The organism is Nocardia sp. NRRL S-836, assembly GCF_001279525.1.
Classification (GTDB): Bacteria; Actinomycetota; Actinomycetes; order Mycobacteriales; family Pseudonocardiaceae; genus Lentzea.
Map to the genome: position 1 here is coordinate 34,444 of NZ_LGDY01000119.1, position 11,805 is coordinate 46,248.

Below are 11,805 nucleotides of genomic sequence, written 5' to 3' on the forward strand. Positions count from 1 at the left end.
ACATGGAAGCAGCGCAGTGGCTGGCGGACTACCAGGAACGGTTGGAGCGGGTGGCGTACGGGGCACGGGCGGCGAGCGCGTCGCTGAACGAGGTGGGGGCGAGTGCGACGTCACCGCGGGGTGAGGTCACGGTGTCGGTGAACGCGGCGGGGGTGCTGGGCGACGTCCGGCTCACGCCCGCGGCGCGCAAGCTCGACGTGGACGCGCTGGCGGTGCTCATCGTCAGCACGGCCCGCGAGGCGCAGCGGATGGCGGGGGAGCGGATGACCGAGGTCATGGCGAGCTACCTCGGCGAGGGCGACGCGCTGCAGCGGATCGTGGCGGAGGTGCGGCGATGACCTTCACCGTCGACCACGAGCAGTTGCGCGCCCACGCGGGCGACCTCGCCAAGCACGCCGACCAGTTGGCGGAGACCCGGCTGCCGCAGGAGCTCGGCCAGGAGTCGCTGGGGCAGTTCGCGCAGTTCCTGACGGCCGGGCTGGGCGGGGCGATGACCAGGACCGCCGAGGCGTTCGCCCACGTCGCGTCCACAATGGACAAGGTCGGCGCGGGCATGCGCCGGACCGCGGAGCACTACCAGCGCACGGACGACGCCAACGCGGTCAGCTTCGACGGGGTGAACGCGTGAACGACACGGCGACGATCAACGCACTGCTGACCGAGCTGCGCACGACGACGAACGCCATCGCCGGCAAGGAGTGGGTGTCGGGCGGGCTCGCCGACGAGCAGCCCCGCTACGACGCCGACCAGAAACCGTTGCAGGCGCTGGACAGCGCGGGCATCGGGTTCCTCACGCCGATGATCTCGTTCCTGGAGGAGCCGCTGAACCAGCTGCGCGGCAACCCCGACGGCGTGCGGCAGGGCTCCGGCGAGTTCACCAAGGCGGGCGAGAGCACGGCCAACCTGGCCGAGGACTACCGTGAGCAGGCGAAGACCGGGACCAGCGGCTGGACCGGTGCCGCCGCGCAGGACTACGCGAAGACCGCGCAGGAGCTCGCTGACGGCGTGCAGTCCGTCGCGGAGACGGCGCTGACCTCGGCCGAAGCGATGATCAAGGCCGGTGAGGTGGTGGCCCAGGCGGTCGCGGCCGTCACCACGATCATCGGCGAGGCGCTCGGCCAGATCGTGCCGATCATGACCCAGGCCGTCGCGGCCGCACCGGCGACGTTCGGGCAGAGCATCGCCATCGCCATCCCGCAGTGCGTGCAGATCGCGGTCGACGCGGGCGTGCGGATCGCCGGCAAGCTCGCCGAGCTGCTGGCGAGCGGCGAGAACCTGATCAAGCTGGTCGAGGGCGCGCTCGCGGTGCTCGAAGTCGTGAAGAAGGCACTGTCGGTCATCGGGGACAAGGCACGGCAGCAGGAGGTCGCCGCGTGAAGCGGTTCGCAGCCATCGTGGCGGGCCTCGCGCTCGCCGTCAGCGTCACGCCCGCGCACGCCGACACCGGTGTCCAGCAGGTGCTCGACCAGTACCTCGCGCAGGCCGGACCGGGCGCCGCCGTGCACACGAACTCCGGCACGTACAGCACCGGCACGGGCAAGATCCACGAACAGCGCAGGATCACCGCCGCCGACCACTTCCGGATCGGCAGCCAGACCAAGACGTTCACCGCCTCGGTCGTCCTGCAGCTCGTCGACGAGGGCCGCGTCGAACTGGACGCGCCGATCAACCGCTACCTGCCGGGCGTGGTGAACGGCAACTACGACGGTGCCGTGATCACCGTCCGCCAGCTGCTGCAACACACCAGCGGCCTGGTCCGCGACGTGCGCGACGCCCAGCCGAACCCGGACGGCACGTACCCGCTCGCCGAACTGGTCCGCTCGGCGATGGACGAACCCGCCCAGAACGCCCCCGGCGCCGCGCAGAACTACTCCAACGTCGGCTTCCTGGTGCTGGGCCTGCTGATCGAACGCCTCACCGGCACCCCGGCCGGCGACGCGATCACCGCCCGGATCATCCGCCCGCTGGGCCTGACCGAGACCAGCTTCCCGGCACCCGGCAACCGCGCGCTGCGGACCCCGTTCCTCAACGGCTACCTGGGCGGCCGCCTCGGACCGGTGTTCTTCTGGACCGAGGCGACCACCAGCGTCGAACTGTCGGCCTGGAGCACCGCGGGCGCCATGGAGTCCACTTTGGACGACATCGGGCGCTTCTACCGCGCATTGGCCGCCGGTCAGGTCGTCTCCCCGTCGTCGCTCGCCGAGATGCGCCGCACGTACGGCCCGTCGGAGGGATACGGCTACGGCTTGGCGCTGGTCAGGATGCCGCTGTCGTGCGGCGTCGTGGCGTGGGGCCACAACGGCGCCCTGACCACCGGCCACTACTCGTTCACCCTGACCACCGACGACGGCCGGTTCGCGGCGGTCGTGACCAACACGAACTGGCAGGGCTCCGGCAAGCCCTCGGCCGTCGACGTGGCGGACAAGGCGATCTGCTCCGCTGCGCCGCAGCGCTAGCCGGTCAGAACCGATCGGCGCGGACGGCGAGGTCGAGTTCCTCGCCGTCCGCGCCGCCGCGCTCAGCGAACGCATCGAGCGGCAGCACCGTGCAGCCCCGTAGCTCGCGTACGAGCGCGGACGCCACGAGCCACCGGACGTCAGGATCGTCGTAGGGCAGGACCGCCTCTTCCACGGCGACCAGACCCGAAAAGTCCTCTCGGTACACCACACCCCGCACGCCCGCGATCGGGCAGTCCTGGACGCGAACGGCCACCGCGCCGCGCCGCAACGCGGGGCACAACCGCAGGGAGACCGGAACACACGGCGCGCAGACAGGTGGTTCGACACACCCCATGCCGTCGGGCCAGCGGGCCCAGTCGCCGCGGAAGTCGCGCAGCAACCACAGCACACCGCTGTCGTCGCGGTCCGCCGGTGCGGCGCACACCTGGCACAGCAGCCGGCGCATGGCCCGGCGCTGCCGCAGCGGGTGCACCCTGCCGAACTCCGGGCGGCCGGTCCCGGGACGCATCCCGGCACGTCGCCACAGCACTCCGCGTGAATCGCGATCGATCGGCAGTTCGTCGGCGTAGCAGACCCCCAGCCCTGGTCGGGCCCGCACGGGCTGCGGCAGGTCCGGCTCGCCACTCCAACGGGTGATGTACGGTGCGATCACCGGACGGGGCAGACCTCCGCCGCCTGCCTCCGCCGCTCGTCCCGGGCCTGGATGCCGACGAACCACGGCTTTGCCACCTGCTTTCGTTCGAGCGGGAGAATCGTGTGACGAGCATCGGGCAGAGCCGCACGTGGTGTCCAAGGACTGGTTGCCCTGCCGCGCCCTTGGTATGACTACCTGGCATAAGTGCCGTTCAGACGAATCGCACGAGGCAGGAGCAGATGGACACCGACGGGCAGTGGCTGTCCAGACCGACGTTCGAGGCGGGTCTCGACACGAGCCTCTTGGCGGAGGTGCTGAGGGAGTACCGGCAGGCCAACGGCCTCAACCAGGGCGACCTGGCCAAGCTGCTGAACCTCGACCAGTCGTACGTCTCGAAGATCGAGACCGGGCAACGCCGGATGCGTGATCCCGAGGCCCTGCTGCGCATCGCCAACCGGCTGAACATCCCGCCAGGCCACGTCGGCGTCTCGCAGGAACTGCTGCAGCCCGTCGCACTTCCTTCCGTTGCCGCACTTGTGGACGCGGCAAATCCTGTGGAGGTGAGTCAGAGCGACTGGAAGCGCGGCCGTCGCTACCTGAACCGTCATCGTGGCGAGTTGGCGCGGTTGGCCAAGAAGCTCTACAGCCCGGAGTTCCACGCCGGTGACGACATGACGTTCCTGGCCAGACCGGAGTGGACGCCCGAGCGGCCCATTCCGCTGGCGGACATCGAACTTCGATGGGTGGAGCACCGGGTGCCCATCGAGGTCACCGGAGGTGAGCCGGAAGCGGCCGGCGTCCTGCCCCTGCGCGCACCGGGCCGGAGGTTCGAGCGCTACACCTCGGCCATCCGCTATCTCGACCGCCCGTCACTGTTCGAGAACCGAGCGAGCTACCGGCTGCTGGGCGCGAACCTCAAGGCGGGTGCCGCCCGGCTGGACTTCGGTCTGGGCACGTACTTCGACAAACTGGACGCTTCGGAAGCGGCAGCGCACGAACTGGCCGAGGTGGTGCGTCGCGGCCCGGCGGACGAGACGCCTGAGTGGTCGAAACTGCCACTGCGCGCACTGATCGGCGACCCCTTCGACCTGAACCGCAGGGCGGTGATGCCCGCGATCGAGACGCTCACCCTCCGGCGGCAGCGTGACACCGGCCGCGCCACCTTCCTGCTGCACTGGCGCGACCCGGCGAAGGTGGCGACCGCCGCCGGCATCTACGGCCTCATCCCGGCGGGCGAGTTCCAGCCGTCGAGCGTTGCGGCCTGGGACACGAGAAACGACTTCGACCTCTGGCGCAACATGGTCCGGGAGTACTCCGAGGAGCTCCTGGGTGAACCAGAACGGGACGGCAGCCAGGGCGAGCCGATCGACTACGCGCAATGGTCGTTCTACAGGGCGCTGGAGAAGGCACGGGCTGAGGAGCGCGTTTCGGTCCACTGCCTCGGCATCGGGCTCGACACACTGACCTTGGCGGCCACGTTGCTCACGGTCGTCGTCATCGACGACGACGTGTTCGACGACGTGTTCGGACAGACCGTGCGGATCAACGCCGAAGGTGCGCTGGTGACCGCGATCGAGTCGACGTCGGTCTCCGAGGGCGTGCCGTTCACCGAGGAGACCATCCGGCGGATGCTGGCCTCCGAACCGATGGCCTCTCCCGGCGCGTGCATCCTCGCGCGCAGCTGGAAGTTCAGGAGGGACCTCCTGGGCTGAGCCGTTCTCCGGTCGTGGCGGAGGTAGGCTCGCCCGCACAGGCGCCTGCTCCTCCTCTCGTGAGGAGCTGAGCGACCCGTACGTGCTGGGGGGCAAGTTGTTCGCACGGCTTTGGGCCGCGCTCGTGGCGTTGGCCGTCCTGACGTCGGCCTGCACCGCCGCGCAGCCGGACGTGGCACCGCTGCCGACGCCCGGCACGCCCGCGCCGCCGGAGCTGGACCGGCGGGCCGAGGCGGCGCTCGCCCTGCCGTGGAACTTCGAGTCGCTCGCCGGCGAGGAGGACCTGGGCGGAGCCGGCTGGCGTGGGCTGGGGATGGCGGCGGACGGCCAGGCGATCGGCGAGGTCTGCGGCATCCTGCTGCGGCTCGACGGTGTCACGTCGGCCGCGCGTACCCGCGCCTGGTCCGGCGCGTTCTCCCTGTTCGAGCGGGTGCACGTGACGGCGGCGCGGCCGGCGCGGGAGCTGCTGGCGGACGTGCGGCGGCAGGTCCACGAGTGCGGCCGTCCCGCGGGCGAGGTGACCGCGGGCGTCCCGTTCACCTATCCCGTCGCCGTCGAGGAGTCGTACGCGTACTGCGAGGCCGATGCTCCCGGCACGACCGGCTGGACCTGCCGCGCGGCTCTCGCGCACGGCACCGTCTTCGCGTTCGTGCTGGTCAGCGGCCTCAACGAGGACTTCGCGAGGAAGAACCTCACGAACACGGTGTCGATCTTCGCGATGCACCTGACCTCGGCGTGACCGCCACGCCGGTCGAACCGCGAGCCCGGCTGTTAGCCTTTCTCTACTCGATAACTTCAGTGTTGACTAAAACAAGCGGGTCGGCCGACCGCCCCTCGGCAGTACGCGCTCACCCCAGCCGAGCACGCACCTCGTCCGCCTTCGGCTCGCCCAGCTCCTCGAACAGGGTCACCGACTCCAGCCAGCACTTCTCGGCACCGCGCCGGTCACCCAGCCCGTCCAGCGCGAGGCCGAGGTTGTCGAGCGACTCGGCCTGCCCGTACCGGTCGCCGATGCGCCGGAACGTCTCCAGGGCGCGGTCCACGTGCGCCACGGCCGCGGGGAAGTCGAGCAGCCCCCGGTACACCTCGCCGATGTTGTTGAGCAGGATCGCCTCGCTGTAGGGGTCCTTGACCTCGTGCCGGATCTCCAACGCCCGCAGGTACCGGGGCAGGGCCTCGTCGAACCGGCCGGCGTCGGCGTGCAGCAGGGCGATGTTGTTGAGCAGCACGGCCTCGGTGTGCTGGTCGCCGAGCTCGTACGCGATCTCGGCGGCCTGTTCGAAGCACGCCAGCGCCTCGTCGAGGCGGCCGGTGGTCATGTAGGCGATGCCGAGGTTGTTGAGCGCCGGTTCCTGCCGGGCGCGGTCGCCGGTGGCGCGGAAGATCGTGAGGGCCTGCCGGCAGCACTCGATGGCCTCGTCGTGCCTGCGGACCTCGCGCAGGCCGATGCCGAGGGTGATCAGCGTGAGGCCCTCGGCGCTGCGGTCGCTGACCGAGCGGGCGGCGGCGAGCGCGACGGTGTGCGTCTCCAGCCAGTCCGTCCAGTGCTTGCGCAGGTTGAAGAAGTCCCACAGGCACTGGGCGAGCAGCCAGCACTGCTGGGCCAGGCCGTGTTCGGCGGCGTCGCGGACGGCGGCCACGAGGTTCGCGCGTTCGGTGTCGCACCACAGCAGGGCGGCGTCGCGGTCGGCGAACGTGCGGGGGTGCACGGCCGGGTCCGCGGTGGTGAGCTCCAGTTTGCGCTGCGGGTTGAGCCGCGTCGCGGAGTTCCACGACGTGTGCAGGTACCAGTCGAGCACGCGGCGCAACGCCGTGGCGCGCGCGGGTGGTGGTTCGGCGGCCATGAGCTGTTCGACCGCGTAGGCGCGCAGCAGGTCGTGCAGCACGTAACGGCCGGGGGTGTGCTGCTGGAGCAGGTGTTCGTCGAGCAACGTCTCCAGCAGGTCCTCCGCCTCATACGCGGTCAGGCCCGCGAGCGCGGCGGCGGACTCGGCGGTGACGTCCTCTCCTGGGTGCAGGCCCAGGAGGCGAAACAGGCGCCTCTGGTGGTCGGGCAGCGCCTGGTACGAGAGGTCGAACACGCCCCGAGCACCGAGACCGCCTCTCTCCAGCTGTGCCGCGAGGTCCATTACCGTCCATTGTGGACGGCGGGCGAGTCGTTTGGCGGCCAGTGCCACGGCGATCGGCAGGTGTCCGCACAGCTCCGCGACCCGGGCGGCGGCCTCGCGGTCGGCGTTCACCCGGTCGGCACCGGCGATCCGCGCCAGCAGCGCGACCGCCTCCTCCGGCGTGAAGACGTCCAGTGAGACCGACATGACCCCGTCCAGGCCCAGCAGGCTGCGGCGGCTGGTGATCAGCACCAGGCACGTCGAGCTGCCCGGCAGCAGCGGCCGGACCTGGTCCTCGCCCGCCGCGTTGTCCAGCAGCACCAACGCCCGCTTGCCCGCGAGCCGGTCGCGGTAGAGCGCGGCGCGGTCGGCCGGTGACTCCGGGATCTGCGCGCCCGGCACCCCGAGCAGGCGCAGGAAGCTCTCCAGCACCGCGGCCGGGTCGGCGGGCAGCTCGTCGGGGTCGAAGCCGTGCAGGTCGGCCCACAGCTGCACGTCCGGGAACCGTTCGACGAGCCGGTGCGCGGCCCGCACGGCGAGCTTGGTCTTGCCGACGCCGGCCATGCCCTCGATCGCCGAGATCACCACCGTGGTCTGCGGACCGGGCTCGCACAACCGGCGCAGTTCCGACTCGCGGCCGGTGAACTCGGCGATGTCCATGGGCAGCTGCCGGTGCGCGCTGAGCGCCGCGGGCGAGGGAGCCCGGCTTTCGAGGATCACCTGGTGCAGCTGCCGCATCCGCGCACCCGGTTCCACGCCGAGCTGCTCGACCAGGTGCTTCCTGGCCGTGGCATAGGTTTCGAGGGCCTCGCCGCGGCGGCCGGACCGGTCGAGGGCGAGCATCAGCTGCGCCCACAGCTCCTCGCGCAACGGGTGCTGGGCCGTCTCGCGCCGCAGCCGGTCGATCACGTCGTCGAACCGGCCGAGCTCGACCGCCGCCCTGGCGAACCTCTCGACGGCGGTGAGCCTGCGTTCCTGCAGCCGCGTGAACTCCGCGCGCAGCAACGGTCCGGCCGTGAGGTCGGACGGCGTGCCGTGCCACTTCCCGAGCGCCTGCCCGAAGTACTCCGCCGCCGCCTCGGTGTCGCTGTCCGCCAGTGCCTGCTCGCCGTGGCGGACCAGCTGGTCGAACCCGTCGAGGTCCAGCTCGCCCGGCCGCACGGTCAGCTGGTAGCCGTGGCCGGGCCGGGTCACCAGCCGGTCGCCCACCGCGCGCCGCAGCCCGGCCACGTACGTGCGCAGGTTCGACTCCGGCGACACCGGCGGCGAGTCCCAGACCGCCTCGGTCAGCTGTGCGACGCTCACGGCCTCGTTCGCGTGCAGCAGCAACATCGTGAGCACCGCGCGCTGGCGCGGCCCGCCCAGCTCCAGCGGCGTCCCGTCACGACGCACCGCCAGCGAGCCGAGCACGAGGAACTCCACCCTGAACCGTCCTCCTTCATGATCACGAACCGTGTGTGAGCCATCGTCGCCTTCGGCCTGGTCGTGGTCTGTGCGCCGTCTGGGCGAAATCTGTGCACCGCCCCTGGCACCTTTGTACCCAGATCAGGCAACTGCGCCGCCGGTCCGTCCGGGATTTGGGGGTCGGCGCAGCGGTCTGGTCCGGTTCCCCCAAGAACCCGGTCGGCGTGTGAAAGTCACCGCACACGCCGACCACCTAAAACCTGCCCACCGCCGCGGGCACTCCGGACCGCACCGGAACCCCCGGCGAGTGGGGCACGCTGGCCGGTGGCCCGGTTGGGGCCCCCAGCCCGGCCGCGGCCACCACCCCAGCGTGCACGCGCAACGGCACCAGCCCGACGGAGCTGCGGCCGTCCAGCACGTCCGGTCGCGTGTGCGCGGCCAGGAACGGCGCGACCGCCCAGTGCACCGACGTGACGTCACGCCACCACTGCCCGACCGACGCGAACCGCACCGGGCGCGGCGTCAGCGGGGTGATCGGCTCGACCATGGTTCCTCCCCCCGCGACCAACGTACCGCCGGGGGAGTGAGGGCGCGGTTCAGTTCGGCGCGGGTCCGTCAGTCCTCGGCCTGGCGCGGTGTCCGGACGGGAACGACCCGGCTCGCCTCGGCGCTGGACCGTCGCGCGTGCACGATCCGGACGTCACCGAGCCCGCGCGCCACGAGCACGTCGCCCGTCAACGGCTGCCAGCCGTCCGACCAGACCCGTTGCACGCGCGGCGAGCACGGCACCTCGACCCGTGCCGCCGTGCCGGCCGCGAGGTCCGCGACCGCCCAGCCGATGAGCCGGACCGGTTCGTTTTCCGGTCGCAGGTAGACCTGCACGACCTCGCGCCCGTCCCGGTCGCCGACGTTGCCGAGCCGGACGGACACCCCGCCGACCACACCGTCCCGAATGGACACCGAGATGTCGCTGTAGTGCCAGCTCGTGTAGCCCAGGCCGTGGCCGAACCAGAACAGCGGGTCGGTCGCGCCGCGGTACCCGATCGCCGTTCCCTCGCCGTAGTGCAGCTCCCCGTCCACCGGAACGGGGGTCAGCGCGTCGGCGTCGGTGCGCGGGAACGTCGTGACCAGGCGCCCGGCCGGCTCGACGTGACCGAGCAACGCCGCGGCGACCGCGGCACCGGCCTCCTGACCGGGCAGCCCGGCCCAGAGCACTGCGTCGACCTGGGCCAGCCACGGCATCAGCACCGGGGTGGCGGCGTTGACCACGACGACCGTCTGCCTCGCCGCCGCCGCGACGGCCGTGACCAGCGCGTCCTGCTCACCGGGCAACGCGAGGGTGGTCTTGTCGAAGCCCTCGGTCTCCTGCTCGTCGGTGAGCCCGACGACGACCACGGCCACATCGGCCTCCCGTGCGGCCCGCACCGCGGCCTCGATCGCGTCGGCGGCCGGCAGGGGGACCGGCTGGACGACCAGGCCGACGAGCGCGGCGGCCTCGCGGACGGTCGCGGTGATCCGGTCGCCGGGGGAGAGGACGGCCTCGGTGGTCCACGACGGCGGTTTGAGCAGGGCCTCCTCCACGACGCCGTCGGCCCAGGCGAGCCGTTGCTCGTGCCGTTCGCCCGCGACGTCGAGCGTCCAGGCGCCGAAGCCGCGCACCCCGACCAGCAGGCGGGCCGGTTCGGTCAGCACGACCTCGCCGGAGATCTCGATCGCGGCGGCGCCCTGCGCCCACCCGCCATAGGCGGCCAGCTCGGCGATCTCCATGTCACGTGTCGCGAGCACGTCACCGGTCGCGTCGAACGTCGTGGCCCGGATGCCGCGCAGCACGCCGGGTGCCGGTGCGGTGTGCCGCGTGCGCACCTCCACACCGTCCACAACGGACACCCGATCGCCCAGCCGCGCCGTGAGGCCGTCGGCGATGCTGACGACGTGCGGTGGCCGCAGCCCGGCCGAACCACCGCCCTGCGCCACGGTGTCGACGGCGTGCCGGCCGATCAGCGCGACCCTGGGAGCGTCCAGCGGCAGCACGCCGGAGTTGGTCAGCACTGTCATGCCACCGGCGGCGAACCGGAGCAGCTGCTCGCGCCGCCGCGGGCTGTCCGGTGCGGGCAGGTCCGCCGGCCACGCGCGCTCACCGAACGCACCGACCCGTTCGGCCAGCCGCAGCAGCCGCCGCACGTGCTCGTCGACGGTCGCCTCGGCGACCTCGCCCGCCCGCACGGCCGCGACCAGCTTCTCCTCCCACGGCCCGCCGGGACCGGGCATGACCAGGTCGAGACCGCCGTTCGCGCTCGCCGCGGTCGACTGGGTGGCGAACCAGTCCGACATCAGCAGTCCGTCGAAGCCCCACTCGCCCTTCAGCACGCCCTCGACCAGTTCGGCGTGGTCGGTCGCGGCGATGCCGTTGACCTTGTTGTACGCGGCCATGAGCGCCCACGGCCGTGCGTCCTGCACGACCATCTCGAACGGCAGCAGGTACACCTCGCGCAACGTCTTGTCGTCCACCACCGAACTGGCCGTGCGCCGTTCGGTCTCCGACTCGTTGGCCACGAAGTGCTTCGGCGTCGCCGCGATCCCCTTGGCCTGCAACCCCTGCACGTAGGCGGTCGCGAGCGCGCCGGTCAGCAGTGGGTCCTCGCTGTAGGCCTCGAAGAGCCGGCCGCCGAGCGGGGTGCGGTGCAGGTTGATCGTCGGGCCGAGCACGACGTGGACGTGCTGGGCCGCGGCCTCGTCGGCGAGCAGCGCGCCGACCTCGCGGGCCAGCTCGGGGTCCCAGTGCTGGGCGAGCAGGGTGGCGTTGGGCAGCAGGGCGGCGATCGTCCCGCCGCGCAGCTCGGTGCCGCGCACACCGGTCGGTCCGTCGGACACCGTCAGCGCCGTCAGCCCGATCAGCGGCTCCGGCCAGAGCGCGAACAACGCCGACCCGGTCAGCAGCCGGACCTTCCGCTCCAGGTCCAGACCGGCGATGGCCGTCTCGATGTCCATGACCCGAGCACACCAGAGCAGCCGGCCGTGCGGTCGGCCCGCGCACCTTGCCGTTACCGTTCGGTTATCCGGCGGTGATCGAGCCGGGGGAGTCCGCCCGGTGTGAACGGGGTGAGCGCTTTCTGCCGAACGCCGGTCAGTGCGGGATCATCGCGAACTTCAGGTCGTCGGTCAGCGGCGTCGACAGGTGGCCCTCGCCCTCGGTGTCCTCGAACGACAGCACCGATCCCGGCCCGAACTCCCGCCGCTCCCCGCCGGACACCGTCACGGCCGCGGTCCCGGTGAGCACGATGACCCACTGCTTGCGCGGGGCGACGTGCAGGTCCCAGTCCGGCGTGCCCGGCGGCTGCTCGACCACCGTCATCGACGTCGCGGGGAACGGACCGGACAGCAGCAGCGGTGGCACGCCCTCGACCGTGACGGTGGCCGTGCCCTCCACCTCCACGTCCGCGAAGACCGACCTGCCGTTCTCGTCCGCGAACACCCGCACGTAACGCATG

Annotated in this window: 11 protein-coding genes; 6 read left to right on the forward strand and 5 right to left on the reverse strand. The window is 71.8% G+C overall.

Features of this window, described 5'->3' with window-relative positions:
• Positions 1-2 precede the first annotated feature (2 nt).
• From ADL03_RS31020 to ADL03_RS31035, 4 genes are read left to right on the forward strand one after another with little or no spacing between them, the layout of a single operon-like run.
• Positions 3-338 carry a YbaB/EbfC family nucleoid-associated protein gene (locus tag ADL03_RS31020; protein WP_053737135.1) on the forward strand — a complete coding sequence of 112 codons (336 nt, stop codon included), beginning with the start codon at positions 3-5 and terminating at the stop codon, positions 336-338.
• Positions 335-628 carry a type VII secretion target gene (locus tag ADL03_RS31025; protein WP_053737136.1) on the forward strand — a complete coding sequence of 98 codons (294 nt, stop codon included), beginning with the start codon at positions 335-337 and terminating at the stop codon, positions 626-628. The genes ADL03_RS31020 and ADL03_RS31025 overlap by 4 nt, the downstream gene beginning before the upstream one ends.
• Positions 625-1,377, forward strand: coding sequence for a WXG100 family type VII secretion target (locus tag ADL03_RS31030; RefSeq protein WP_053737137.1), 753 nt, complete (start codon positions 625-627; stop codon positions 1,375-1,377). Before ADL03_RS31025 ends, ADL03_RS31030 begins: the two co-directional genes overlap by 4 nt.
• The gene (locus ADL03_RS31035; RefSeq protein WP_053737138.1) at positions 1,374-2,456 is read left to right on the forward strand and encodes a serine hydrolase; all 1,083 of its coding nucleotides are present in this window, start codon (positions 1,374-1,376) and stop codon (positions 2,454-2,456) included. Before ADL03_RS31030 ends, ADL03_RS31035 begins: the two co-directional genes overlap by 4 nt.
• A gap of 4 nt (positions 2,457-2,460) precedes the next feature.
• Here the strand turns inward: ADL03_RS31035 and ADL03_RS31040 are convergent, their stop codons facing one another.
• Complete coding sequence (locus ADL03_RS31040) at positions 2,461-2,967, reverse strand: hypothetical protein (protein WP_197288793.1); 507 nt, start codon at positions 2,965-2,967, stop codon at positions 2,461-2,463.
• A gap of 365 nt (positions 2,968-3,332) precedes the next feature.
• On the opposite strand from ADL03_RS31040, the gene ADL03_RS31045 reads away from it, so the two are divergent.
• Positions 3,333-4,805, forward strand: a complete 1,473-nt coding sequence (locus ADL03_RS31045; protein ID WP_053737140.1) for a helix-turn-helix domain-containing protein — start codon at positions 3,333-3,335, stop codon at positions 4,803-4,805.
• A gap of 82 nt (positions 4,806-4,887) precedes the next feature.
• Entirely contained in the window at positions 4,888-5,544 is a 657-nt protein-coding gene (locus ADL03_RS31050; RefSeq protein WP_053737141.1) for a hypothetical protein, read from the forward strand.
• A 109-nt stretch (positions 5,545-5,653) separates the two neighbouring features.
• On the opposite strand, the gene ADL03_RS31055 is transcribed toward ADL03_RS31050, so the two are convergent.
• The 4 genes from ADL03_RS31055 to ADL03_RS31070 all read right to left on the reverse strand — a co-directional run bounded on the left by ADL03_RS31055 (position 5,654) and on the right by ADL03_RS31070 (position 11,804).
• Positions 5,654-8,335, reverse strand: a complete 2,682-nt coding sequence (locus ADL03_RS31055) for a BTAD domain-containing putative transcriptional regulator (RefSeq protein ID WP_053737142.1) — start codon at positions 8,333-8,335, stop codon at positions 5,654-5,656.
• A gap of 235 nt (positions 8,336-8,570) precedes the next feature.
• The gene (locus tag ADL03_RS31060; protein ID WP_053737143.1) at positions 8,571-8,864 is read right to left on the reverse strand and encodes a hypothetical protein; all 294 of its coding nucleotides are present in this window, start codon (positions 8,862-8,864) and stop codon (positions 8,571-8,573) included.
• 68 nt (positions 8,865-8,932) lie between these two features.
• Positions 8,933-11,305 carry a glycoside hydrolase family 3 C-terminal domain-containing protein gene (locus ADL03_RS31065; protein WP_063798759.1) on the reverse strand — a complete coding sequence of 791 codons (2,373 nt, stop codon included), beginning with the start codon at positions 11,303-11,305 and terminating at the stop codon, positions 8,933-8,935.
• 136 nt (positions 11,306-11,441) lie between these two features.
• The gene (locus tag ADL03_RS31070) at positions 11,442-11,804 is read right to left on the reverse strand and encodes a hypothetical protein (RefSeq protein ID WP_053737144.1); all 363 of its coding nucleotides are present in this window, start codon (positions 11,802-11,804) and stop codon (positions 11,442-11,444) included.
• Between the last annotated feature and the right edge of the window lies 1 nt (position 11,805).

Bases quoted from the DNA above. Each gene is read 5' to 3' on its own strand.
- ADL03_RS31020 (WP_053737135.1), top strand. From the start codon at position 3: ATGGAAGCAGCGCAGTGGCTGGCGGACTACCAGGAACGGTTGGAGCGG.
- ADL03_RS31025 (WP_053737136.1), top strand. From the start codon at position 335: ATGACCTTCACCGTCGACCACGAGCAGTTGCGCGCCCACGCGGGCGAC.
- ADL03_RS31040 (WP_197288793.1), bottom strand. From the start codon at position 2,967: ATGCGTCCCGGGACCGGCCGCCCGGAGTTCGGCAGGGTGCACCCGCTG.
- ADL03_RS31045 (WP_053737140.1), top strand. From the start codon at position 3,333: ATGGACACCGACGGGCAGTGGCTGTCCAGACCGACGTTCGAGGCGGGT.
- ADL03_RS31060 (WP_053737143.1), bottom strand. From the start codon at position 8,864: ATGGTCGAGCCGATCACCCCGCTGACGCCGCGCCCGGTGCGGTTCGCG.
- ADL03_RS31065 (WP_063798759.1), bottom strand. From the start codon at position 11,305: ATGGACATCGAGACGGCCATCGCCGGTCTGGACCTGGAGCGGAAGGTC.
- ADL03_RS31070 (WP_053737144.1), bottom strand. From the start codon at position 11,804: ATGCGTTACGTGCGGGTGTTCGCGGACGAGAACGGCAGGTCGGTCTTC.